General features: G+C 71.3%; 16 protein-coding genes. 6 read left to right on the forward strand and 10 right to left on the reverse strand.

All coding sequences use genetic code 11. The features are described 5' to 3' along the window. The first annotated feature begins 133 nt into the window (after nt 1–133). The gene (locus tag CC117_RS25955; RefSeq protein ID WP_071088632.1) at nt 134–2,491 is read left to right on the forward strand and encodes an MMPL family transporter; all 2,358 of its coding nucleotides are present in this window, start codon (nt 134–136) and stop codon (nt 2,489–2,491) included. 143 nt (nt 2,492–2,634) lie between these two features. Here the strand turns inward: CC117_RS25955 and CC117_RS25960 are convergent, their stop codons facing one another. Then, on the reverse strand, nt 2,635–3,090 hold the full coding sequence (locus tag CC117_RS25960) for a MarR family winged helix-turn-helix transcriptional regulator (RefSeq protein ID WP_084132805.1): 456 nt from the start codon (nt 3,088–3,090) through the stop codon (nt 2,635–2,637). A 106-nt stretch (nt 3,091–3,196) separates the two neighbouring features. On the opposite strand from CC117_RS25960, the gene CC117_RS25965 reads away from it, so the two are divergent. The 5 genes from CC117_RS25965 to CC117_RS25985 all read left to right on the forward strand — a co-directional run bounded on the left by CC117_RS25965 (nt 3,197) and on the right by CC117_RS25985 (nt 11,708). Further along, a complete protein-coding gene (locus tag CC117_RS25965) occupies nt 3,197–4,930 on the forward strand; it encodes an ABC transporter ATP-binding protein (RefSeq protein ID WP_071088634.1) in 1,734 nt (577 codons plus the stop codon). After that, nucleotides 4,927–6,858, forward strand: coding sequence for an ABC transporter ATP-binding protein (locus CC117_RS25970; RefSeq protein ID WP_071088636.1), 1,932 nt, complete (start codon nt 4,927–4,929; stop codon nt 6,856–6,858). The genes CC117_RS25965 and CC117_RS25970 overlap by 4 nt, the downstream gene beginning before the upstream one ends. Nucleotides 6,859–6,919: 61 nt before the next feature. Continuing rightward, a complete protein-coding gene (locus tag CC117_RS25975; protein ID WP_071088638.1) occupies nt 6,920–8,368 on the forward strand; it encodes a sulfatase-like hydrolase/transferase in 1,449 nt (482 codons plus the stop codon). Between the two features lie 320 nt (nt 8,369–8,688). Then, nucleotides 8,689–9,924 (forward strand): phytanoyl-CoA dioxygenase family protein, encoded by a 1,236-nt coding sequence (locus tag CC117_RS25980; protein WP_071088640.1) that lies wholly within the window; start codon nt 8,689–8,691, stop codon nt 9,922–9,924. A 65-nt stretch (nt 9,925–9,989) separates the two neighbouring features. Beyond that, nucleotides 9,990–11,708 (forward strand): ABC transporter ATP-binding protein, encoded by a 1,719-nt coding sequence (locus tag CC117_RS25985; RefSeq protein ID WP_241830428.1) that lies wholly within the window; start codon nt 9,990–9,992, stop codon nt 11,706–11,708. A gap of 62 nt (nt 11,709–11,770) precedes the next feature. On the opposite strand, the gene CC117_RS25990 is transcribed toward CC117_RS25985, so the two are convergent. From CC117_RS25990 to CC117_RS26030, 9 genes are all read right to left on the reverse strand, one after another. Further along, complete coding sequence (locus CC117_RS25990) at nt 11,771–13,219, reverse strand: MFS transporter (protein ID WP_071088644.1); 1,449 nt, start codon at nt 13,217–13,219, stop codon at nt 11,771–11,773. 139 nt (nt 13,220–13,358) lie between these two features. Then, a complete protein-coding gene (locus CC117_RS25995) occupies nt 13,359–14,897 on the reverse strand; it encodes a serine/threonine protein kinase (RefSeq protein ID WP_071088646.1) in 1,539 nt (512 codons plus the stop codon). Between the two features lie 294 nt (nt 14,898–15,191). Then, nucleotides 15,192–17,690: a glycoside hydrolase family 78 protein gene (locus CC117_RS26000; protein WP_071088648.1), complete on the reverse strand. Its 2,499-nt coding sequence runs from the start codon at nt 17,688–17,690 to the stop codon at nt 15,192–15,194. A gap of 57 nt (nt 17,691–17,747) precedes the next feature. Further along, nucleotides 17,748–19,025 carry an alpha-hydroxy acid oxidase gene (locus tag CC117_RS26005; RefSeq protein WP_071088650.1) on the reverse strand — a complete coding sequence of 426 codons (1,278 nt, stop codon included), beginning with the start codon at nt 19,023–19,025 and terminating at the stop codon, nt 17,748–17,750. A gap of 5 nt (nt 19,026–19,030) precedes the next feature. Then, a complete protein-coding gene (locus CC117_RS26010; RefSeq protein WP_071088653.1) occupies nt 19,031–20,437 on the reverse strand; it encodes a rhamnulokinase in 1,407 nt (468 codons plus the stop codon). Nucleotides 20,438–20,439: 2 nt separating this feature from the next. After that, nucleotides 20,440–22,488: a bifunctional rhamnulose-1-phosphate aldolase/short-chain dehydrogenase gene (locus tag CC117_RS26015; protein ID WP_071088654.1), complete on the reverse strand. Its 2,049-nt coding sequence runs from the start codon at nt 22,486–22,488 to the stop codon at nt 20,440–20,442. Continuing rightward, on the reverse strand, nt 22,476–23,642 hold the full coding sequence (gene rhaI / locus CC117_RS26020) for an L-rhamnose isomerase (protein ID WP_071088656.1): 1,167 nt from the start codon (nt 23,640–23,642) through the stop codon (nt 22,476–22,478). The genes CC117_RS26015 and rhaI overlap by 13 nt, the downstream gene beginning before the upstream one ends. A 152-nt stretch (nt 23,643–23,794) precedes the next feature. Then, on the reverse strand, nt 23,795–24,556 hold the full coding sequence (locus CC117_RS26025) for a DeoR/GlpR family DNA-binding transcription regulator (RefSeq protein WP_241830430.1): 762 nt from the start codon (nt 24,554–24,556) through the stop codon (nt 23,795–23,797). Nucleotides 24,557–24,675: 119 nt separating this feature from the next. Continuing rightward, complete coding sequence (locus tag CC117_RS26030) at nt 24,676–25,569, reverse strand: SMP-30/gluconolactonase/LRE family protein (RefSeq protein WP_071088658.1); 894 nt, start codon at nt 25,567–25,569, stop codon at nt 24,676–24,678. Between the last annotated feature and the right edge of the window lie 3 nt (nt 25,570–25,572).

Consider the following 25,572-nt stretch of genomic DNA (forward strand, 5'->3'; position numbering starts at 1 on the left):
GTAGCGGGCTACACCATCGATTCGGGACCGCACACCCTCGTGACCGGATCTCACGGACGGCATTGTTGAGAACGAATTCAGAAGCCGTCGACCGGCGGCGACGCCCCCGCCGGACAAGTAGGGAGATCCTTCAGTGGCGACCTTTCTCCATCGGCTGGGCCGGTTGTCGTTCCGGCGGCGCCGGGCCGTTCTCCTGCTGTGGATCGTGGTACTCGCCACAGCCGGAATCGGTGCTGTTCTCGCGCCATCCGCGCCCGATGACGGTTTCGCCATTCCCGGTACCGAATCACAGCGCGCCTTCGACCTCCTGGAGGAGCGCTTCCCGGGCCCCGCGGCGAACGGGGCCATCGCCCGGCTCATCTTCGTCGCTCCGGCCGGAGAGACACTGACGACACCGGATCACCGCGCCCAGGTCGCCGAGGTCCTGGCGCGGGCGGCCGACGGGCCGCAGGTCACCGTGGCGGCTGACCCGTTCCAGGCCGGGGCGGTGAGCGCTGACGGAGAAACCGCCTACGCCACCGTCACCTACTCGGTACCCAGTGCGGATCTGACCAACGCGAGCAAGGACGGCCTGCGCGCCGCTGTCGCGGACGGGCAGGCCGCCGGGCTGACAGTCGAGGTGGGCGGCGACGCCCTGACCACCCGTCCCGCTGCGGGCGGCGCCGCTGAGGCACTCGGCATCGCCGTCGCCGCCGTCGTCCTGCTCGTGACCTTCGGATCGCTCGCCGCGGCCGRCCTTCCGCTGCTCACCGCGCTCATCGGGGTCGGCATCGGATCCGCCGGGCTGCTGGCACTGGGCAGCACCCTGGGGCTGTCCGCGACGACAGGCACCCTGGCGACGATGCTCGGACTGGCCGTCGGCATCGACTATGCGCTGTTCATCGTCTCCCGCTACCGCGAGGAGCGGTCGCGGGGCCACGACGCACTGGAGGCCGCGGGACTGGCCACCGGGACAGCCGGATCATCGGTGGTCTTCGCCGGGCTGACCGTGGTCATCGCGCTGGCGGGCCTCTTCGTGGTCGGTGTCCCGACCCTGACCAAGATGGGCCTGGCCGCGGCGGGAACGACAGTCGTGGCGGTGCTGGTCGCCATCACTCTGGTGCCCGCGCTGCTCGGCTTCTTCCAGCACGCCGTGCTGCCGCGCCGGGAGCGTCGGCGGGCCCGGCGCGCCGCCCGCCCGGCCGCCGCAGGCGTCCACCACGACACCAACGACACCAACGGCATGAACGGCATGAACGGCATGAACGGCATGAACGGCATGAACGGCGCAACGGTCATCCCAGATGACCGCCGCCGTGGCCGCAACGGTCGGAACGGCCGGGCCGACCGCGTCAACCTGGGTGCCCGGTGGGCGCGCCTGGTGCTGCGTCATCCTCGCGGGGTGCTCCTCCTGAGCGTCGTCGCGCTCGCCGCCATCGCCGTCCCCGTTCTGGACATGCAACTCGGCACGGCCGGAGACGAAGCGAAGCCGACCTCAACCACCGAACGCCGCGCCTACGACGCGCTCGCCGACGGCTTCGGCCCCGGTTTCAACGGCCCGCTGACCATCGTCGTCGACGCCGCCGGCGCACCGGCACCCCGCGACGCGGTGAACGAGATCACCACGCGGGTCCGAGCCACCGCCGGGATCGTCTCGGTGTCGGAGGCCAGGTACAACAACGCGGGTGACACCGCCGTGCTGACCGCCATCCCCGCCAGCGCCCCCAGCGACAGGAACACCTCGGACGTCGTACACGCCATCCGGGCACAGCGCGCCGCCGCCGAGTCCGTCACCGGCGCCACCTTTCAGGTCACCGGCACCACCGCGGTGAACATCGACGTCGCGCAGAAGGTGCGGGATGCTCTCGTCCCCTACCTGGCGGTCGTGGTCGGACTGGCCTTCCTGCTGCTGCTCGTCCTCTTCCGCTCGGTCCTCGTCCCCATCAAGGCAGCGTTCGGCTTCCTGCTCTCCGTGCTCGCGGCGATCGGCGCGGTCGTGGTGGTCTTCCAGTGGGGCTGGGGTGCCGACCTCCTCGGTCTGGAGCAGACCGGCCCGATCATGAGCATGATGCCGATCTTCATGGTGGGTATCGTCTTCGGCCTGGCGATGGACTACGAGGTCTTCCTCTGCTCGCGAATCCGCGAGGCCCACGTCCACGGCGCGGACGCCGACGCGGCGATCGTGGCCGGGTTCGGCCACAGCGCCCGCGTCGTGGTCGCCGCAGCCCTGATCATGATGGCAGTCTTCGGTGGCTTCGTCGGCGGCGACGAACCGATCATCAAGATGATCGGTTTCGGACTGGCCACAGCTGTCCTGCTGGACGCCTTCATCGTCCGCATGACGATCGTGCCCGCCGTCCTCACCCTTCTCGGCTCCAAGGCGTGGTGGATCCCCCGCTGGCTGGACCGGCTGCTCCCCCGCATCGACGTCGAGGGCGCGGCCCTGCACCGCGCGGCCCCAGCAGCAATCCACCCCGAGCGGGGCTCGCACGAGACGGCCGGAATCCGCTGACAGCCGGGGCCCGCTGACAGCAGCCGGCATGGTCGCCGGTTGCTGGTCGACCCTGCCGGCGTCGAGCGCGCCTCCCGGGAGCAGGTGGCGGCGGCGGCCCGCGCTGCCGAGGTTCGCCCGCGACGCTCTGGACATGGCCGTGGTCAGGCGTCCCCCGTGCCGCTGTCGCAGTCCTGGTTCCGGGGCCTGAGCAGGTCGGCCAGCGCCCGCAGCGCATCCTTCACCCGCTCGACGTCGTCCGGGTCGGTGCTGTCGATCGCCGTGGCCACCGCGGTGTCGATCTCGGCCGGCGGGCGGGCATCGGCACGCTCGAGCGTCGCCGCGGTGAGACGAACGAGGGTGCGGCGCCGATCGCGCGGGTCGGTCACGGTCTCGACGGCGCCCGCCTCCCGCAGCCGGGCGACGCACACCGAGACCTGGCTCTGGGGGAAGCGGACGCGGGCGGCGATGTCGGAGATCGAGGTGTCCGGGTTCTCGAAGACGTCGAACACGATCGCGCGGGTCGGAGCGGACATCTGACGGAAGCCGATCTCGGGCATCGACTGCTCGCCCAGCCTCATCAGCTGGCGCCCCAGCTGGAAGAGCTCGAATCCGTCCATGCCCCGAAGTTACATCAACATCGATGCATAACTCTTGATGCAATCGCCGAGATCGGGTTATGGTCAGCGCGCCCCGGCCACCTCCGGCCGACTGTGATGGGACGTCATGCTGATCCGGCTGCTTCCGCGCTACCTCCGCCCCTACCGGCGGATGGCTCTCGTCGTGCTGCTGCTCCAGGTCGGCCAGGCAGCCGGCGCCCTGTACCTGCCGGCGCTGAGCGCCGACGTCATCGACCACGGAGTTCTCGCCGGCGACACCGGCTACATCGTGCGGCTCGGCGGACTGATGGTCGCGGTGTCGTTCGGCCAGCTCGTCTGCGCGGTCGCCGCCGCGGTGCTGGGTGCGCGGGTGGCCACCTACCTGGCCCGTGACCTGCGCGCGGAGGTCTTCGAACGGGTGCTCGCCTTCTCCGCGCGGGAGCTCGACCGGTTCGGCGCCGCGTCCCTGAGCATCCGGGCCACCAACGACGTCCAGCAGATCCAGATGCTCGTCCAGCTCACGCTCACCTTCATGATCACAGCGCCGATCATGTGCGTGGGTGGGATCGCCTTCGCGCTCGGCGAGKACGCCGTGCTGTCGCTGCTGCTGGCCGTGGTGATACCGGTGCTGGGCCTGGCGATCTGGCTGATCCTGCGGGGCATGACGCCACTGTCGGAGGCGCTGCAGAGCGCGATCGACACGGTCAACCGGATCCTGGGGGAGCAGCTCGCCGGTCTGCGGGTGATCCGGGCCTTCGTCCGCGAGGACCACGAGCGGGCGCGGTTCGCGTCGGTGAACCGCCAGCTCACCGACGTGTCGGTGCGGCTGGGTCAGCTGACGGCACTGATCTTCCCGGTGATCACCGCGGTGGGCAGCCTGGCCGGGGTCGCCGTGGTGTGGTTCGGCGCCGGGCGGGTCGACTCGGGAGCGATCGGGGTGGGGGCGCTGACGGCGTTCCTCGGCTACGTGCTGCAGATCCTCGGCGCGGCCATCATGGCCACCTTCCTGCTGCGGCAGCTGCCGCGGGCCGAGGTCTGCGCGCAGCGCATCGACGAGGTTCTGGCCACCTCCTCGACCGTCCTCCCGCCGGACCGGCCGGTCATGGCGCCGCCCTCCCCCGGCCTGGTCGAGCTGCGCCGCGTCGGGTTCCGCTACCCGGGCGCGGAGGCGGCCGTGCTGCGCGAGGTCGACCTGGTCGCCGAACCGGGGCAGACGGTCGCGGTCATCGGTGGTACGGGCAGCGGGAAGAGCCTGCTGTTGCGCCTGATCCCTCGGCTGGCCGACGTCACCGAGGGCGAGGTGCGGGTGGGCGGGCTCGACGTCCGGGCGCTGGGCGGTGCCGCGCTGCGCGAGGCGATCGGCTACGTCCCCCAGCGCCCGTACCTGTTCTCGGGAACGGTCGCCACGAACCTGCGCCTGGCCGACCCGGACGCCTCCGACGCTGACCTGTGGCGGGCGCTGGAGATCGCGCAGGCCCGCGAGTTCGTCGAGGCGCTGCCCGAGGGACTGGCCGCACCGATCACCCAGGGCGGCACGAACGTCTCCGGCGGTCAACGCCAGCGGCTCGCCATCGCACGCGCCCTGGTCGGTCGGCCCGCGATCTATCTGTTCGACGACGCGTTCGGCGCGCTGGACTACGCCACCGACGCCCGGCTGCGAGCGGCGCTGGCCCGGGAGACCGCCGGCGCCACAGTGATCATCGTGGCGCAGCGGGTGAGCACCATTCGCGACGCCGACCGCATCCTCGTGCTCGACGCGGGGCGCGTGGTCGGCGACGGCACCCACCACCAGCTGCTGGCCGGCAACCCGACCTACCGCGAGATCGTGCTGTCCCAGATGTCCGCCGCGGAGGCGGCGTGAGTCCCCGGCCCGTCACGACCCGCCGGCCGACCACCACGCGGCGGCTGGGCCGGGTCGTGGGGCGCGAGCGCCGGATGCTGGTCGGGCTCCTGGTCTTCGGCCTGCTCAACGTCGCCCTCACCGCGGCCGGGCCGTGGCTGCTGGGCCGGGCGACCGACCTGGTCCTCGGTGGCGCCCTCGGACGCCGCTTCCAGGCCGGCACCACGGCGGACGGCGCCATCGAGCGACTGCGCGCCGAAGGCCACGGGACGCTCGCGGACGTGCTGGGCACGGTGCCCTTCACCCCGGGCCACGGCGTGGACTTCGGGGCGGTCGGGCGGATGCTGCTCGCCGCCACCCTGGTCTACGTGGCTGCCGGCCTGTGCGGGGTGCTCCAGGCGTGGCTGGCCAACGTGGTCTCCCAACGGGTTCTCGAGCGGCTCCGCGACGAGGTCGAGGACAAGATCCACCGGGTTCCGCTGGAGTACTTCGACCGGCAGCGGCGGGGTGACGTGCTCAGCCGGGTCACCAACGACCTCGACAACCTGGGGCAGGCCCTCCAGCTTGTGCTCGGCCAGTTCGTGGTGCCGGGCCTGAGCATCGTCGGCATGCTCGCGGTGATGTTCTGGGTCTCCTGGCTGCTGGCACTGATCGCGCTGGTCACCGCGCCGCTGTCCGTCCTGGTCGTGGCCCTGGTCGTCCGCCGGGCCCAGCCGGCCTATGCCCGGCAGTGGCGGCACACCGGCGAGCTGAACGGCCACATCGAGGAGATGTTCGCCGGCCACGCGCTGCTCAAGGTCTTCGGTCAGGAACAGGCGGCGTCCGAGACCTTCGCCGAGGGCAACGAGCAGCTGAGCCGGGCGACCGTCCGCGCCCAGTCGCTGTCCGGTGCGACCCAGCCGGCGATGATGTTCCTGAGCAACCTGAACTATGTCCTGATCGCGGTGGTGGGCGGCATGCAGGTCGCGGCCGGCGCGCTGACCGTGGGCGGCGTCCAGGCCTTCGTCCAGTACTCGCGGCAGTACAGCCAGCCCTTCTCCTACCTGGCCGGCATGTCCGGGATGGCGCAGTCCGGRCTGGCGTCGGCCGAGCGGGTCTTCGAGCTCCTCGACGCCCCCGAACAGGCCCCGGACGCCGCCGAGCCGCCCCGCGGGGCGGGGTCCGGCGGGGCGGGGCCCCGCGGGGCGTCGGACATGCTGGGCCGGGTGACGTTCGAGAACGTCTCGTTCCGCTACCGGCCCGACCGGCCGCTGATCGAGGATCTCCAGCTGGTCGCCGAACCGGGGCACACCGTGGCCATCGTCGGCTCGACCGGGGCCGGGAAGACGACGCTGGTCAATCTGCTCATGCGGTTCTACGAGATCGACGCCGGCCGGATCACCATCGACGGTGTCGACATCGCCACCATGACCCGCGGCGAGCTGCGTTCCCGGATCGGCATGGTCCTGCAGGACCCGTGGCTGTTCCAGGGCACCATCGCCGACAACATCGCCTACGGCCGGCCGGGGGCCACCCGTGCCGACATCGTGGCGGCGGCGACGGCGGCGCATGCCGACCGGTTCGTCCGGACCCTGCCCGACGGCTACGACACCCTCGTCGACGATGACGGCGGGGCCGGGGTGAGCGCAGGGGAACGGCAGCTCCTCACGATCGCCCGAGCCTTCCTGACCGAGACCCCGATGCTGGTGCTGGACGAGGCGACCAGCTCTGTCGACACCCGCACCGAGCTCCTCATCCAGCGCGCCTCGGCCCGGCTGCGGGAAGGGCGGACAGCGTTCGTCATCGCCCACCGGCTCTCCACCATCCGCGACGCCGACACCATCGTCGTCATGGCCGACGGCGCCATCGCCGAACAGGGCACCCACGACGAGCTGCTCGGCCGGGACGGCGCCTACGCCCGCCTCTACGCCGCGCAGTTCGCTCGGGCGCCGGCGGCGGAGGTCACCTGAGTGACGGCGTAGCGATCAGCCCCTTACCAGTGCCTCTTCAGGCGGGAGGAGCGTATCCACGGTGGATACTCGTCCGAACTTCGTGATTTTCATCCCCGACCAGCTGCGTGCGGACGCGCTCGGTGTGTTCGGTAACCCGCATGTCCGCACTCCGAATCTCGACGCGCTGGCGGCACGGGGAACCCGGTTCACCAACGCCTATGTGCAGCATCCGGTGTGCGTGCCCAGTCGGGCGTCGTTCCTCACCGGCTGGTACCCCCATACGTCGGGCCATCGCAGCCAGAACCACCTGCTGCGGTCGCACGAGCCGAATCTGCTGCGCATCCTCAAGGACGCCGGGTACCACGTGACCTGGGCCGGCCGTCGCGGCGACACGTTCGCCCCCGGGGTCACCGAGGAAAGTGTGCACGAGTACGGGTACACCGAACCGCCTCCGTTCAGCGCCTACCGGCCCGAGCTGGCGACCTGGCCCGGCGGGGACCTGTGGGCGCGCCTGTTCTACTTCGGCCGGACGGCTGGCAACCTCGACCAGGACGAGGCCTCGATCCGTACCGCCGAGCAGATGCTGGCCGGCAAGCCGGGCACGCCGTGGGTGCTGTTCGTTCCGATCATCGCCCCGCACTGCCCCTTCCGCGCGCCTGAGCCATGGTTCTCGATGTACGACCGCGACGCGATGCCCGACCCGATTCCGCCAGGCGAGATCGAACCCCGGTACGTTCCGGCTCTCCGCGATCTGCACGGACTGGAACGGGTGACACCGCAGATGTGGCGCGAGGTGATCGCTACCTACTACGCCATGGTCTCGCGCATGGACGACCATCTCGGGAGAGTCCTGTCCGCCGTTGAGCGGACCGGAGAGGCCGACAACACGGTCACGATGTTCTTCGCCGACCACGGCGAGTATCTCGGAGACTTCGGCCTGATCGAGAAGTGGCCCTCGGCGATGCACCCCTGTATCACTCGCGATCCTCTGGTCATCGCCGGTGGCGGGCTGCCCGAGGGCCAGGTCCACGACGGAATGGTGGAACTCGTCGACGTCCTGCCCACCGTGCTCGACCTGGCCGGCGTGACCGCGCCGCACCGGCACTTCGGACGCAGCCTGTTGCCGGTTCTGCGCGACCCCCGCTCCGAGCACCGCGAGTACGCCTTTACCGAGGGGGGCTTCACCGTTGAGGAGGAACCGCAGCTGGAGGTATCTCCCTTCCCCTACGACCTGAAAACCGCCCTGCAGCACGATCAACCCGAGCTGGTCGGCAAGGCCACCGCGGTACGGGACAGAGAATGGACCTATGTGTGGCGGCTGTACGATCCGCCGGAGCTGTACCACCGGACAGAGGATCCCGATGAGCGATACAATCTCGCCGGCCGCCCGGAACATGCCGACGTGGAGCACCGCATGAGCCAGGCACTGCTGCACTGGCTGATCGCCACCACCGACGTCATTCCCRCCGACGCCGACCCACGTATGCCTGACGTCGACCTACCCGCTCCACAATCCGTCAGCCCGTAGCCGACGTCCGGCTCGCTACTTGCGCGCATCAGTAACTCTGTACTAAGATTCCACGTATTCCACGTATTCCGCGGTGGCGCACGCAGGGTCACACAGGGCCAGGGTTCAGTCCCGTAGACATGTCGATTGTCGAGCCGTTGTAACCGCGCCGCGCCGATCAAGGGCAGCCGCGGATTTCAAGTCGCCGCCGGCCGTTTCCTGACGACATCTGAACTTCAGAGCCTCGTTGGCGTGTCCCGGTTTTCCGCGACACGAGTCGACCCAAACGCAGAATACCAGCGAAGTGCTCGCCGGCGGCATATTCCGACGGGAGGACTGTCATGCCCATCGCTCTGGATCGCCGTACACGTCGCGATGCCGACCTGCGCCACATCGACCTGGAGGATTTTCTTACCCGGGACTTCCCGGGGCTCGTCACGCGCCACGGTCCTCTCGTGGCGCGCGGGATCGCCTATTTACAGGCACCCCCGCTCGCCATCGAGATCGGTGCGTCCTCCTGGTCGTTCGGGAGCGACGGCACGACCCTGGCCGCCTCCCGCGGCACGGTCGGGGGCGCTCTGATCGTGACGTTCGACGAGGCTGACTTCTCCGACTGGGCGCAGAACCAGCGATCGTTCAACGCGATGCTGACGGCGCGCGAACTGCGCTACCGCGGCGGGTCCGAACTGGACGTCTCCGTGTGGGACTCGCTCTGGCTGACGCTGCTCGAAGGCTGGCCGGTCGTCGACGACGCGATCGAGTTCGTTGATCGCCGAGGAGTCCCGCTCGACCTCGGGCGCGTCTTCACCCCGGCCGACGAGCCGGAGGACGTCGCACATTTCCTGCGCGAGGCCGGTTACCTTCACCTGCGGAACTGGTTGGACCCGGCGAACATGAAGGACATCTCCTCCGACATCGACCAGGCGCTCCCCGACTACCGCGAGGGTGACGGTCGTTCCTGGTGGGCGACCGTCAAGGACGGCAGCCGCCACTGTGTCCGGCTACAGGAGTTCATCGCCCACTCCCCCACGACCGCGGCGATCCTGCACGGCGAACGCTGGGACCACCTACGCGGCGTCCTGGCCGGCGACGACCTGCTCGAACAGCGTCCGGGTGGTCGCGGTCCCGAAGCGCTCATCAAGCCGATCGGCGTCACGGTCGGCGCGTCGGACGTGAGCTTTCACCGCGACTGCCACTTCGGCCGCCACGCCTATAACTGCTCGAACCTGGTCACCGGGATCGCAGTCACCGGAAGCGGCGAGACGAACGGCCAGCTCCGCGTCATCGCCGGATCCCACCGCGTGCTGATGCCGGTGGAGATCGCCAGTTCCCGGCCTTACCTGCCCGTCGTCGCCGTACCAACCGAGCCGGGCGACGTCACCGTGCACCTGACCTGCACCCTCCACGAGTCGACCCCGCCCCTCGTCGAGGAACGGCGCGTCCTCTACACCGGGTTCTCCCTTGCTCCACGCGCGGACGATGCCGGGGGCGACGGCGCGACCGACGGCGGTCACGCCCTCGCCGCGCTACGTGAGCGGATCTCCCAGATCCTCCTCGACGACGCCCCCCGGACGTGACGGTGGGCAACAGACGTCCGACGACTCGTCATCCTCCTGGGGAAAGAGCGCACGCCCTGCGCACGTTGTTCAGGCACGCCGGAGACGGCAGACGGCTGCTCGTCGGCGGCTACGCGCTCATCCTCGTCGACGCGGTCGCGCAGAGTCTCACGCCCGCGGTGTTCCGGGTCGTGCTGGACCGCATCCAGCAGGACCCGCGCCAGTTTCTTCACGACGGYTGGCAGGGGCCCGTCATGGCGGCGGCCGCCATCTCCGCGACCTTCCTCGTGGCGGCCTACCTCGCCCACACCTGGTGCCGCCGCGGCGCGACGCGATGGGCGAACAACCTGCGGCGTGCCCTGTACGAGCACGTCCAACGGCTGTCGATGGACTTCTTCCACCGCTCGCGGGTCGGCGACGTCGCCGCCGCGATCAACCAGGACATCGAGCGCCTCGAGGTGACGGTCTGGCAGGGCCTGACGGTATGGTGGGCGCTGGCGGTCCTGGTCATCTCGGTGGGTCTCATCGCCTGGGTCGACGCCTGGATGGCCCTGATGGCGCTCGCCCTGCTCGCGGTGGCCGCCGGGTGGACACTGCTGGTGCTCCCGCGGCTCCGCCGCCGCAGCCGCGACATCCGCGACGAACTCGGCCGCACCTCCGGAACGCTTGCCGAGATGCTCAGCGTGAACACGCTCCTCAAGGCGTTCAACGCCGAGGAGGACGCCCTGCGCCAGGTGCGCGGCGGCACCGACCGGGTGCGGGCCGGATCGGAGGCCCTGGCCCGGCTCCAGCACCGCTACGCCGACCCGCTCGGCTTTCACCTGTCGTTCGTCGCGCCGTTCCTGCTCCTGTTCGTCGGCGCGTGGCGGAGCGCGTCGGGCACGCTCTCCATCGGCGACGTCGTCGCCGTCTGGGGCTTCTGGCTGCGCGGGTCCAGTTCGCTGACCGTCGTCATGACCAGCCTCCCCGAGGTGCTGGCCGGCCTGGCCGCCGGCGAACGGGCCGCGAAGCTGTTCCAGGAGCGACCCGCGGTGAGCGATCTCCCGAAGGCCCCGGCGCTGGCTGTCGCCCGGGGCGGCATCACCTTCGAGCAGGTCTCGTTCGCCTACCCCGGACGGCAGTCGCACCTGGTGCTCGACGGCTTCGACCTGACGATCGCCCCGGGGCGCAGCGTCGCGCTCGTCGGCCCGTCCGGCGCCGGCAAGTCCACCGTTACCCAGCTGCTGCTCCGGCTGTTCGACCCCGCCGAGGGCCGGGTGACCATCGACGGCCAGAACCTCCGTGAGGTCACCCAGGCCTCGGTGCGTGCCGCGGTGGGTGTGGTCTTCCAGGAGTCCGTGCTGGTCAGCGGCTCGCTGGCGCGCAACCTACGGCTCGCCCAGCCGACCGCCACCGACCAGGACATCGAGGCGGCGCTCGAGGCGGCCAACGCCTGGGGATTCGTACGCACCTGGGAGGACGGCATTCACACGGAGCTCGGCGAGCGCGGCGTCCTGCTCTCCGGCGGGCAGCGCCAGCGCCTCGCCATCGCCCGGGTGATGCTGAAGGATCCCCCCATCGTGGTGCTCGACGAGGCGACCAGTGCGCTGGACGCCGGCAGCGAACGCCTCGTGCTCGACGCCCTGGACCGGCTCCTGTCCGGGAGGACGTCACTGGTCATCGCCCACCGGATCGCCACCATCCGCCACTGCGACCAGATCGTCGTGATGGAACGCGGGCGGGTCGCCGACGCCGGCACCCACGCCTCACTGCTCCAGTCCTCGACGACCTACCGCTCGTACTGCCGTGAGCAGTCGGTGGCCTGATCACCGTGCCGCCGGTTCCTCCCCGGCTCCGGCGCATGGCTGGGGAGCAGGTGCCCCCTGTCTCACCCCGGGATGATGTCCGGCTTCACACGGCGTCTACGCACCATCAGAGCCAGCACCGCCCCGGTCGCGGCGACTCCGGCGGTGAACAGCAGGCCGTGGGAGTATCCGGCATCGCGATAGAAACGGGTGCCATGGACCACCTGGCTGTCCCGGGCGAGGATGACAAACGCCAGCTGGCTGAGGACGGACTGGGTCACCCCTTGTGCCATGGACTGGGCACCGTTGGCCAGTGCCTGCTCGGCGGGATGCACCGCCTGGATGACCAGGAGGGGAATCGTGGCCACCACCAGGCCCATGCCTACCGCGGCCACGGCACCGAAGAGCATCAGCTGCGGCACCGTCTGGTGATGTGCGGAGATCAGGCCGTATCCCCCGGCGAGGAGCAGACCGCCGGCGGCCAGGAGGAGCCAGGCGTCGAACCTGCGGACGAAGATCCCGGCCGCGACCGCCCCCGCGAGGATCAGCACGCTGCTGGGCGCGTTGATCAGCGCGTTCCTGGTCGCGGAGAATCCCAGGCCGTCGGAGACGCCGGGGATCGCCGGCATGAGGGYGAGCAGGAACATCACCGTGCCGACGGCGTACGCCGCGCCTCCGACCAGGGACGTCGTCAGCAGCATGGTCCAGACCGGCCGTCGCCGCAGCAGGGGAAGTGGGATCAGGGGGTGAGGCACCCGGCTTTCGACGGCGGCGAAGCCGGCCACCGCGGCGAGACCACCTCCGACGAAGACGAAGGTGCGGGCACTGGTCCAGCCCCAGTCGGCGCCTTCACCGATGCCGTAGACGACCGCGGTCAGCCCGCCGCCGAGCAGGAGCCCGCCCAGCCAGTCGATCCGGGTGYGTTCCTCGCGCACGGGGCTTTCGGGAACAAGCAGCACGAGCGCGGCGAGGCTGACCGCGCTGGCGGCGGCCATGAACCACAGCGCGCCACGGAAACCGAAATCGTCGACGAGCCACGCGGACAGGAACGGGCCCCCCATCGCGACCAGCCCGACACCGCCGCCCAGCAGACCGCTGGCCGGGCCGACGAGCCGGCGTGGGAAGACGTCACGGACCATCGAATAGGCGATGGCCCCGATCGGTCCATAGCATCCGGCGATGCCGCGTCCGATCAGCAGCATGGAGTAGTTCGCCGCCAGGGCGGCGATGAGGTCTCCTACCAGGCCGAGAACGGTGATGACCACCATCACACGTTTCTTGCCGTGTATCGCCGCGGCCTTGACCGCGAAGGGCGTGGCGAAGGTGCCGACCAGCGCCGTGATCAGCGTGAACCACGAGATCCTGGTTGTGTGGAAATGTGTGGCGATCTCGGCCTGGATATTTCCCGACAGCAGGCCGACCAGCCCCAGAAGCTGCGATGCCCACATCAGGACTACCAGAACAACGCCATATCGCGCGTTGAAGCCGGCTGGTTCTGATTCCATCTGGGACGACACCGTGGTGACCGTCATGAACGGCTCCTGTTTTTGAATAGTCGAACCCCGAACAAACGGGGAACGTCGACAGCGCCGCATCGGGTCGACAGCAGAGCGATAGGGATCGAGCAAGAACCTGCCCGTCGAACCACTCTTCGTGACGGAGTGGTCCCGGCTACATCAGGGTGAAACCGCCGCCGCTGGTTGATGTCTCATGGAGCTCCAGCCGTCGCAGCGTGGCGCCCCGCGGGATGTCGAAAGCCAGTCTGCCGCGGATGGAAGCACCCGGATCGGCGGTCTTCCAGATGGTCTCGCCAGGCAGGTAGAAGCGTGACAGGTAGTCGGCGCCGTGCCGGGCGCCGGTGCTGTCGTACGCGTACTGGTGGGTGTTCTCCAGGGCACGAGGCGACGTGCCCGTGTTACGGATCGTCAGGGTGACCAGGCAGAACTGGCCGTCCGGGTGGCGGGCCAGGAACCCGAGGCCGAGCTGCTCGACCCCGCATTCGACACCGTCCACGGCAAACAGCAGGGAGCCGTCCCGGAAGCCGCCCGAGCTGGGCGGGGTACTCGGGGTTGGTGTCGGTGTCGGTGTCGCCGAGGATTCCGCCGGCCTGGCCAGGGCGGTCACCGGTCTGGCCACGGGCACGGCAGATTCGGTGGGCGTCCCGTCATCGTGATGCGCCACCACCATCCCGATCGCGGTGAGAGCCGCCAGCACCAGGACCAGGCCGGCGGTCAGCGGAACGCGGCCACGTCCCCGGCGCCGCCGCCCCGTGTGCGGAGTGCTGTCCGGGGACTGCGCGGGCTCCGCGGTGAGCCCGAGCAGCCGGACCGACGGACCGACGGACTGCTCGCCCGGCCGGCGCTCGACGAGGCGCAACAGCAGGTCCCGGGCATCAGGCCGGCTGGACGCATCCTTCGTCAGAGCACAGCGGACGAGGTCCTCCACCTGCCGGGGCAGGCCGGCCAGGTCCGGTTCGGCCGTGGTGATCCGGTGGGCGAGACCGACATCCCCGCCGTCCCCGAACGGATGCCGTCCGGTGCCCGCGTAGGCGACGAGGACACCCCAGGCGAACACATCGGCCGCCGTCCCGATCGGCTGACCGGCGATCTGCTCCGGTGCCATCCACCCCGCCGAGCCGAACCCCCAGGCGGTCGGCCTGCCACCGGTGCTGGCCAGGGCCTGGGCGATGCCGAAGTCGATGACCCTGGGTCCGGACAGCGAGAGGAGCACATTGCTCGGCTTGAGATCCCGGTGCACCAGACCGGCATGGTGAATCGCGGTCAACGCGGTCGCCACCCCGACTGCCAGCCCGGTGAGCGTTGACGACTCGAGCGGGCCTCTGCCCGTGACAGCATGGTCGAGCCGGAGGCCGTCGATGAACTCCGTCACCAGGTAGGGCGCGAAAGCCTCCGGGTCGGCATCGAGCACTCCGGCGGTGCAGAACGACGCGACGCTGCGAGCGGCCTCGACCTCCCGCCGGAAACGGCGGCGGAACTCCTGGTCCCTGGCCCGGTCCGGCCTGATCACCTTGACCGCGACCGGCCGCCCCCGCTGGTCGCGCGCGTAGTAGACGGCGCCCATCCCGCCCACACCCAGCCGGCTCATCACGACGTACGGGCCAATGACGGTCGGCTCGTGCGGCAACAGGGGTTCACCGGGGACGCACACCTCCACGGCGGGAACCGTACGCCCTTCCTGGTATTGCACCATGTCAGCAGGCTGCGAACGGACCTGTCACCGAAATGCAGGACGAGAACGTTTCGGAGTCATGGAGGACCTGCACTGCCTCGAAGTTGCGCACAGTCGTTACGCTCCCTTCACGCAAACCAGGACCAGTGGTTGTTCTGTATCTGGTCGACGACCGTGCTCATCAATCCGACTTCCCAGCACAATCCTGCCCGAGCAGGGCCTGTCAGTCATCATCCGACCGCAGGCAGTTCCACCTACTTATGACGCAGTACACGCGGCCCGCCGTACTTCGACCGCAGTACCGTCAGCCGGACCTCAGCCGGCGACGGTTCGCTCCTGGAGCACCGCGACCAGGTCGGCCTCGAGAGCCGGGGCCTGCGCCGGGAAGAACTCCAGCAGGACGCGCAGACTCGGCAGCGACGGTTCCGTCCCGCTGTCGGCGTCGGCGAACTGGGGAAGGTGCCTGCGCAGGACCGGCTGGAGCGCGGCCCACAGTGCGGAGTCGCGGAAGATCTCCCTGAGTGGGGTGTCGAGGGTGTGCACGGGCCGTTCCGGTGTCGGGACGTCGTACTCCCACCGGTGGCTGCCCGGCCCCACCTGGACGGTCAGCTCGTCGGGGTGGCCCGGCAGGACGACGTCCGCGGTGGCACCCGGCGGGACGGCGACGTCGACGGTGCGACGGCCGTCGGGTTCCTGGCGCCAGGCGACTCGCACCCGCCCGTGCGGGGTGTCGTGGGTGAGCGTGGCGTGGGTGAGGCCGCCGCCGGGCCGCGGGGCGATCCGCATCCGCCGGTAGCCGGGCTCGAGGGGTTCGAGGCCGCCGACGACGCGGTGCAGCCAGTCCGCGATGGCGCCGAGGGCGTAGTGGTTGAGCGACGTCATGCCGGTGTCGTGCAGTGATCCGTCGGGCCGGATCGCGTCCCACCGCTCCCAGATGGTCGTCGCGCCCCGCGTCACCGGGTAGAGGAACGACGGGCACTCGGTCTGCAACAGCAGCCGGTAGGCGGTGTCGAGCTGGTCGGTGCGGCTCAGGGCGTGTGCGACCAGCGGGGTGCCGGCGAAGCCCGTGCTGATCCGGTGATCGGCCTTGGCGACCAGCTCGGCGAGCCGGCGCCCGGCGCGCGCCTGCTGGGCCGGGTCGAGGATGTCGAAGCAGATGGCCAGCGCGTAGGCGGTGGCCGTGTCGTTGGCGACCAGGCCGGACGGGGCGACCCACTCGTCACGGAAGGCCGCCCGGACCCGCTGGTGCAGTGCCGTGTACCGGGCTGCGTCGCCGGTGTGGCCCAGGACCTCGGCGGTCTGCGCCAGCTGGTGGGTGGTGTGGCACAGGTAGGCGCAGGCGACCAGATAGGCGTCCGTCCTGCCGCCGGCCGGGTTCTTCGGTGGCGCGTCCGGATCGAGCCAGTCACCGAACTGGAAACCGGAGTTCCACAGCCCCTGCTCGTCCAGCAGGGCCTCCACGCTGTCGATGAAGGCCGTCATGGACCCGTACTGGGCGGAGAGAATCTCCCGGTCGCCGTACTGCTGGTAGAGCGTCCAGGGCAGGCTGACCGCCACGTCTCCCCACAGCGCGGTGGGCGCCGTGATCGGCATGCCTCCGACGTCCGGGACGACCAGCGGCACGTGCCCCTGCGCGCGCTGCTCGGCGGCGAGGTCGGTGAGCCAGGAGCCGAGCACTGCGCGCACGTCGTAGAGGAACGCGGCGGTGGGGCCGAAGGCGTTGAGGTCACCGGTCCAGCCGAGCCGCTCGTCGCGCTGCGGGCAGTCGGTGGGCACGCCGACGAAGTTGCCGCGCATCGACCAGACGACGTTGCGGTGCAGCTGGTTCACCAGCTCGTCGGAGGTCTCGAACCAGCCGGTCCGGCGCATGTCGCTGTGCACCACCACCGCGGTCATCGCCCCGGTGTCGAGGCGACCGGGCCATCCCTCCACCTCGACGTAGCGGAAGCCGTGGAAGGTGAACCGCGGCTCCCACGTCTCCGGACCACCGCCGCGCAGGATGTAGCGGTCGGTCGCGAGCGCCGTCCGGTTGGGCCGGAAGTCGGCCTCACCGTCGATCAGGGTCTCGGTATGCCGCAGGACGATCGTGGTGCCGGCCGCCCCGCGGACGGTGAGGCGGACCCAGCCCGACAGGTTCTGCCCGAAGTCGACGACCGTCCGCCCGGCCGGCGTCGTCAGGATGTCGACGGCGGGCAGCTCCTGGACCCGCCGGATCGGCGGCGCGCTCGGCGCGACCAGGGTGTTCAGGTCGCGCGGGATGATCTCGACCGGCGACCAGTACGTGTCGTCGAAGCCGGGCTCGGCCCAGCCCGCCGGTTCCAGGCTCGCGTCGTGGGTCTCGCCGTCGTAGATGCTGTCCGCCAGGGTCGCCCCGGTACCGGCACGCCAGTCGGCGCCACTCGCGATCACCTCCACCCGGTCGCCGTAGTCGAGCTCGAGTTGCAGGAACCCTGCCGGGCGGTCCGCCCAGACGGCCCGCTTACCCTCCTCCCAGGTGAGCCTRCCCACCGCCCAGCCCTCGCCGAGGACGGCACCCAGGGCGTTGGCACCCTCCACCAGCAGACCGGTGACGTCGTGAGTGCTCACGACCAGGCGATGCCGGTAAGATGTCCAGCCCGGCGCAAGGACCTCGTCGCCCACCGGGGCGCCGTTCAGGTGGGCCTCGATCAGCCCCAGCGCGGTGACGTGCAGGGTGGCGGAACGCAGCCCACCGCCCACGGTGAACTCCCTGCGCAGATACGGCGCCGGTGCGGGATCCCGCCTGGCCGGGTCGGACGGGGCGGCGATGAAGGCGGCGTTCCAGTGCGGGGGCATCGGACCTCGATCTCTGACGGGAGCGGCGACCGGCGACCGGCGGCGGGCCAGGGCCGGTCAGGCAGGTGGGTGGGRCGCGGTGGCAGGGAGCGCGATGGCGTGCGGCGGTGTGRCCGGCTCGGAGGGAACGTGGATGTGGTCGCGTCCGAGGTCCGCGATGCCGGCCGCGCCCAGGAGTGCCAGGGTGCGGTGGACGTCGGCGGCGAACCAGGCGAGTAGCCGGTCGACCCCGCGTTCCCCGCCGGCACCGAGCGCGTAGAGGTAGGCGCGGCCGGCCATGGCCGCGTTCGCGCCGGCCGCGACCGCCTTGACGATGTCGCTGCCGCGCCGGACCCCGCCGTCGCAGATGATCTCGCTGCGGCCGCCGACGGCGTCGGCGACCGGAGCGACGAGTGGCAGCGTGGCCGGTGCCCCGTCCAGTTGCCGGCCGCCGTGGTTCGACAGCACGATCGCGTCGACGCCGGCTTCGGCCGCGAGCGTCGCGTCCTCGACGGTCTGGATGCCCTTGACGACGATGCGCCCGCCCCAGACCGAGCGCAGCCAGGTCAGGTCCGCCCAGGAGAGGCCGGGGTCGAACTGGGTGTTGATGTAGTCGGACAGTGTCACCGGTGACGCGCCGTCGCCCACGTCGCGGCCCGCGACGTTGCTGAACCGGATCGGTTCGCTGCGGACGAACTGCCAGGTCCAGCCGGGATGCAGCGCGCCGTCGAGGATCGTGCCCGGGCCGATCGTGGGCGGCAGGGAGAAGCCCCTGCGTACGTCGCGCTCCCGGCGGCCGAAGACGGCGGTGTCGACGGTGAGCACGATCGCCTCGTACCGGGCCGCGGCGGCGCGCTCGATCATCTCCCGGACCAGGCCGCGGTCGCGCCAGGCGTAGACCTGGAACCACAGCCGCCCGTCGCTGACCGCGCGGACCTCCTCGATCGAACGCGTGCTCAGGGTGGACAGCGTGTAGGGAAGTCCGGCACGGGCGGCGGCGCGGGCCACGGCCAGCTCCCCCTGCGGATCGGCGATGCGGGTGAATCCCGTGGGTGCGAGCACGAGCGGGTACGCCGCCGGCGCGCCGAGGATCTCGGTGCCGATCGTGACCTCGGGCAGGCCGCGCAGCACCCGCGGGCGGAAGGTCACGGCGGCGTAGGCGCGCTCGTTCGCGGCGAGGGTGCGCTCGTCCTCCGCGGCGCCGTCGATGTAGTCGAAGACCCCGCCGGGCAGCCGCCGCCGGGCGATCCGCCGCAGGTCGTGCACGGAGGCCGCCCGGGCCAGCCGCCGCTCGGTGCGGTCGGTCTCGACGGGGCCGAACCGCATGACGGAACGCAGTGTCGCCAGGGGCCTCATGACGCTCATGTCGGCTCGTACCTCCGGAGGGTCGATGCGCGCGCGAGGTGCTCGCGCAGGTCTTCCAGGGTGGCCGGCGCGGCGCCGTGGGCCCGTGCCTGGACGAGGACGTTGCCGAGCGCGGTCGCCTCGACCGGCCCGGCGACGACCGGCACCCCCGCCTCGTTCGCGGTGAGTCGGCACAGGAGCTCGTTGCGGGAGCCGCCGCCGACGAGATGGATGCCCTCGACCTTTCGCCCGGTCAGATCCGCTGCCCGCCGCAGGGTGTGTGCGTAGGCGAGGGCGAGGGAGTCGACGATGCAGCGCGCGAGCGCGGCCGGCGTCCGGGGCACCCGGCCGCCGCGACCGCCGTCACTGTCGCCGTCGCGCACCGCCGCCGCGATCCGGGCCGGCATGTTTCCCGGTGCGATGAGCGCCGGGTCGTCGACGTCGATCACCGGGCCGCCGGGCGGGAGCGCTGCCGCGGCGGCGAGGAGATCGTCGATGTCGGGGCTGTTCCACTCCCGCAGGCATTCCTGGAGGAGCCACAGCCCGCCGACGTTGCGCAGGAACCGCACGCGGCCGTCGACACCGATCTCGTTGGTGAAGTTCGCCGCGCGGGCGTCCGGGGTGAGGACCGGCGCCGGCAGTTCCAGGCCCACCAGCGACCAGGTGCCGCACGAGACGTAGCCGAAGCTGTCGGTTGTCGCCGGGATCCCGACGACGGCGGAGGCGGTGTCGTGCGAGCCCACCGTCGTCACCGGGACCGGCGCGCCGAGGGCGCCCGTGACGCCACGGACGGTACCGGGCGTCTCGAGGTCCGGCAGCAGCCCGCGCGGGATGTCCAGCCGTCGCAACAGCTCGTCGGACCACCGGCGCGTCCGGACGTCGAGCAGGCCGGTCGTCGAGGCGTTGGTGAGCTCGGTACGCAGCCGCCCGGTCAGCCGGTAGGCCAGCAGGTCGGGCACCAGGACGACGTGCGCGGCCCGGTCCCACAGCAGGCCACGCTGCTGTGCGGCGAGCTGGTACAGCGTCGTGAACGGCAGGAACTGCAGCCCGTTGACGGCGAACAGCTCCTCGGGTGGCACCGTGGCGTGCACGTCGTCGACGACCTGCGCCGCGGCGCCGTCGCGGTAGGCGACGGGCGGTGCGAGCAGCTCACCGGCGGCGTCGAGGAGGCCGAAGTCGACCGCCCAGGTGTCGATGCCGATCGACTCCACCTCGGGGCAGGCCCGGGCCAGCCGGCGCAGCCCGCGCAGCATCTCGCGGTGCAGGTGGTCGAAGTCCCAGCGCAGCGATCCCGCGGTCTCGACGAGCGGGTTGGCGAACCGGTGGACCGGCCGCAGGGACACCGATCCGCCCTCGACCAGCCCGGCCATCACCCGGCCGCCGGACGCTCCGATGTCGACGGCGGCGAACACCCGGGCGGCCATCGTCAGCGCAGGAACGCGGCCGCGACGCCGGCGTCGACGGGGACGAGCAGGCCGGTCGTGTGGCTGAGCTCGCCCGAGCACACGGCGGCGACCGCGTTGGCCACGTGCTCGGGCAGCACCTCCCGCCCGAGCAGGGTCCGCCGGGCGTAGAAGGCGCCGAGCTCCTCCTCGGGGATGCCGTAGACCGCCGCGCGCTGGGCTCCCCACCCGCCGGCGAAGATGCCGCTGCCGCGCACGACGCCGTCCGGGTTGACGCCGTTGACCCGGATCCCGTGCTCGCCGAGTTCGGCGGCCAGCAGCCTGACCTGATGCGCCTGGTCGGCCTTCGCGGCGCCGTAGGCGACGTTGTTCGGCCCGGCGAACAACGCGTTCTTGGACACGATGTAGACGATGTCACCGCCGAGCCGTTGGGCGATCATGGCTCGCGCCGCGGCCCGGGCGACAAGGAAGCTCCCCTTCGCCATGACGTCGTGCTGCAGGTCCCAGTCCCGCTCGGTGGTCTCGAGCAGCGGCTTCGAGATGGACAGGCCGGCGTTGTTGACGACGAGGTCGATCCCGCCGAACGCGAGAAGCGTCGCCTCGACGGCGGCCTCGACCTCGCCCTCCTTCGTCACGTCCGCACCGACGCCGACAGCGACGTCGGCGCCGCCGAGATCACCCGCCGCCGACACGGCCCTGCCCGCGTCGAGGTCGGCGACGACCACGCAGGCGCCGTCGGCGGCGAGCCGCGCCGCGGTGGCCCGCCCGATGCCGCTGGCCGCGCCGGTGACCAGCGCGACCCGGCCCGCGTGCCGCTTCGGCTGCGGCAGGCGGCGCAGCTTCGCCTCCTCCAACGCCCAGTACTCGATCCGGAACTTCTCGCTCTCCGGGATCGGGGCGTAGGACGAGACCGCCTCGGCACCGCGCATCACGTTGATCGCGTTGACGTAGAACTCGCCGGCCACGCGCGCCGTCTGCTTGTCCCTGCCGTAGGAGAACATGCCCACGCCCGGCACGAGGATGATCGCCGGGTCGGCCCCGCGCATCGGCGGCGAGTCGGCGGTCGCGTGGCGCTCGTAGTAGGCGCGGTAGTCGTCTCGGTAGGCCTCGTGCAGCTCCGCGAGTCGACCGACGCACTCCTGCGGTGACGCCGAGGCCGGCAGGTCGAGCACCAGCGGGCGGACCTTCGTCCGCAGGAAGTGGTCGGGGCAGGACGTCCCGAGCCGTGCCAGCGCGAACAGCTTCTCGCTCGCCACGAACTCCAGGACGACGTCGCTGTCGATGAAGTGGCCGACCATGCGGCGGTCGCGCGACGCCACCGCGCGCAGATGGGGGGCGAGCGCGGCCGCTTTCGCGCGCCGTTGCGCGGCCGGCAGCGCGCGCCGCTCGTCGACCTCGGCCCCGAAGGGCCGCGGACGCCCGTGCCGCTCGAGGTGGAGCCGCGCCCGCTCGATGATCCAGGTGGAGTTGCGTTCGGCTTCCTCGCTGGTGTCGCCCCACGCGGTGATGCCGTGCCCGCCGAGGATGCAGCCGACGGCGCCGGGGTTGTCACGCTGTACGGCCGCGATGTCGAGGCCGAGCTGGAATCCCGGTCGCCGCCACGGCACCCACATGACCTTCGTGCCGAAGACGTCCTTGGTGAGCTGTTCGCCGTCGGCGGCGGTCGCGAGGGCGATGCCGCTGTCCGGGTGCAGGTGGTCGACGTGCGCGGCCTCGACAAGCCCGTGCATGGCGGTGTCGATCGAGGGCGCGGCGCCGCCCCGGCCGTGCAGGCAGAAGTCGAAGGCGGCGACCATCTCGTCCTCGCGGTCCTCGCCGGGGTAGACGCCCACGAGCGCGCGCAGCCGGTCCGTCCGGAGCACGGCGAGACCGGGCTCGGTCAACGTGCCGAGATCGCCGCCCGACCCCTTGACCCACATCAGCTCGACGTCGCGGCCGGTGACCGGATCGGTCTCGACGCCCTTGGCAGAGGTGTTCCCGCCCGCGTAGTTGGTGTTGCGCGGGTCGGCTCCGAGCCGGTTCGACCGGGCGAGGAGCTCGGCGACGGTCCGGTTCCCGCTCACGCGCCCCATCCTGCCTGGGTGCCGCCGACCCGCTCGGCCGCGACGCGCTCCGCGTACCCGCTCGCGCGGAACGCCGCGAGGGGGTCGGCGGGCAGCCCGCGCGACTCACGCCAGGCGGCGAGATCCGCGCGCACGTCCGTGTAGAAGGCGTCCATGAGGACGGCGTTCGCGGCCAGCACGTCCCCGGCCCGCTCCGCCTCGGCGAGCGCCGCCCGGTCGACGAGCAGCGCGCGGGCCGTCATCTCCTGCACGTTGAGCACGGACCGGATCTGGCCCGGGATCTTCGCCTCGATGTTGTGACACTGGTCGAGCATGAAGGTCACCTCGCTGCTCTCGTCGCAGCCACCGCCCCGGACGACCTCGGTCATGATCCGGAACAGTTGGAAGGGGTCGGCGGCGCCGACGATCAGGTCGTCGTCGGCGTAGAAGCGGGAGTTGAAGTCGAACGCCCCCAGCCGCCCCAGCCGGAGCAGCTGCATCACGATGAACTCGATGTTGGTGTGCGGGGCGTGGTGGCCGGTGTCCAGGCACACCACGGCGCGCTCGCCGAGCGCCAGGCAGTGGACGTAGGCGGTGCCCCAGTCGGGGACGTCGGTCGCGTAGAAGGCCGGCTCGAACAGCTTGTACTCGAGCACGAGCCGCTGGTGTGCCGCCAGCCGGGCGTAGATCTGGCCCAGCGCGTCGGCGAGCCGTTCCTGGCGGTCGCGCAGGTCGGCCTGGCCGGGGTAGTTCAGCCCGTCGGGCAGCCAGATCTTCAGATCGCGGCTGCCCGTGGCATCCATGATGTCGACGCAGCCGAGGACGTGGCTGATCGCCTTCGCCCGGACGCGCTGGTCGACGTGACAGAGGCTGCCGAACATGTAGTCGTCGTCCTGGAACGTGTTCGTGTTGATCGTGCCGAGCCGGACCCCGTTGTCCCGCGCGTGTTCCCCCAGCTTGTCGAAGTCGTCGACGAGGTCCCAGGGGATGTGCAACGCGACCGACGGCGCCAGCCCGGTCAGGCGGTGCACCTGCGCGGCGTCCGCGATCTTCTCGAACGGATCACGCGGGATGCCACGCTGCGTGAACACCTTGAACCGCGTCCCGGAGTTCCCGAACGCCCACGAGGGCAGCTCGATCTCCTGCCGAGCGAGGTCCTCTGTCGTCTGGCTGAATGCCCGCATCGCTGCCAGCCCTTCCGGCCGCCAACCCCTCCGGCCTCTGTGAGATCTTGTAAATTGTCACACAATCTCGCAAGGCCGGCAATCGTGAACCGAGGGCGTTCGTGAACCGAGAAGGAGGGACACTCAGCCGCACGCCGGCCGGCGCGGCGGCGTCACCGGATCCGCGTCACCCGCCGGTACGGCGCCAACCGGTCGTCCTGCGGGTCGAGTTCGGTCACCAGCCAGTCGACGCGCTCCCAGTCGAGCCAGCGCGCGACGGCCCGCGTGCCGAGCTTCGAGGAGTCGACGGCCAGGACGACCTGCTCGGCGCCGACGGCCAGCGCGCGCTTCACGTCGGCCTCCTCCGGGGTCTCCTCCAGCGGCCCCGCCCGTTCGTCGAGGGCCGCCGCCGAGGCGAACAGCCGCCGCACGGTGATGTCCGCCGCCGCCCGGCTTGCCAGCGGGCCGACCAGACTGCCGGTCCGGGGATCGAGCCGTCCGCCCGTCAGCAGGACCGAGATCCCCGGCCTGTCGCGCAACACACCGAACGTGTCGGGCCCGTTCGTGACGACAAGCAGATCGTCCGCGCTGGTCAGCGTTCCGGCGAGCCGCATGACCGTCGAGGACGCGTCGAACGCCACCGCGCCCCCGTCAGGGACGAGACCGGCGAGCTTCGCCGCGATGCGCCCCTTCGCCCCCGCCATCCGATCCCGGCGCTGGGCGAAGCTGCGCGGGCCGACGGACCGCGCCCCGCCGCGCACCCGGCGGGCCACCCCGCGTTCCTCCAGCTGGACCAGGTCCCGCCGGATCGTCATCTCGCTGACGTTGAGCTCCGCGGCCGCGGCGGTGATCGTGACCGCTCCCTGGACCCGGAGCTGGTCACTCAGCCACGTCAGCCGATCCTCGCCGGGAACGTTCCGCTGGGGCAGTGGCACAGGCACCTCGCCGGGCGCGCGTTACGAGTGTGAGAACGGTGTGCGAAGCAACACCAGGCTAACGGAACCGGACAGTCTTCCGCCGCCCGGGCCGGCCACGTAACCGCCCGCCACCGGATCTAACCCGTGAACGGCTGCACCGGCCGGCCGGGCACCCCCGGGGCGAAGGCGAACACCGCGCCCGCGGCCGGATGCCGGGTGAGGTCGGTGCCGACCTGGGRAGTGGTGACGTAGAGCGTGTCGAGGCGGTCGCCGCCGAAGGTGCAGGCCGTCACGCGGGGCGCCGGGATGGGGACGATCCCGTCGAGGCGGCCGGCGGGTGAGTAGCGGTGGACCGCGCCGCCGCCCCACAGTGCCACCCACAGATAGCCGTCGGCGTCGACGGTGAGCCCGTCCGGCGCACCCGCGCCGTCGGGGATGGTGACCAGGGTCCGCCGGCTGCTCAGGCCCCGCTCCGAGTCGTAGTCGAAGACGTCCACCCGTGACGTCGGGGAGTCGACGTAGTAGGCCCGCGCGCCATCAGGGCTCCAGGCCAGCCCGTTGGAGACGGTGACACCGGTCAGCACGACGCTGACAGTGCCGTCGGGTGCGAGCCGGTAGAGGGAGCCCGCCCCGGCCGTCTCGGCGTAGGCCATGGACCCGCAGTAGAAGTGGCCGTCCGGGTCACAGCCACCGTCGTTCATCCGGATCCCCGCGTCGGCGCCCCACCGATCGCCGAGATACCGGCGACTACCGGCGGTCAGCCCGGACGGGTCGTCCGGGCCGGCGGGGTCGATGAGCGCGAAGCCCCGTTCCAGGGCGAGCACCGCTCCACCCGCTGCCCGCGGTCGCAGGGCCGCCGCCACGGCACCGACATGGTCGCGGCGAACCGCGCCGGTCGCCGTGTCGACGGCGAGGACGTCACCGGCCAGCAGGTCGACGCAGCGCAGCCCACCCCAGTCCGGGCTCCACACCGGGCCTTCGCCGTGGAAGGCGACCGGGTCGGTGATCTGCTCAGGGCGGTCGGTGGCCACCGG

This window comes from Parafrankia colletiae (assembly GCF_001854655.1).
GTDB lineage: Bacteria > Actinomycetota > Actinomycetes > Frankiales > Frankiaceae > Parafrankia > Parafrankia colletiae.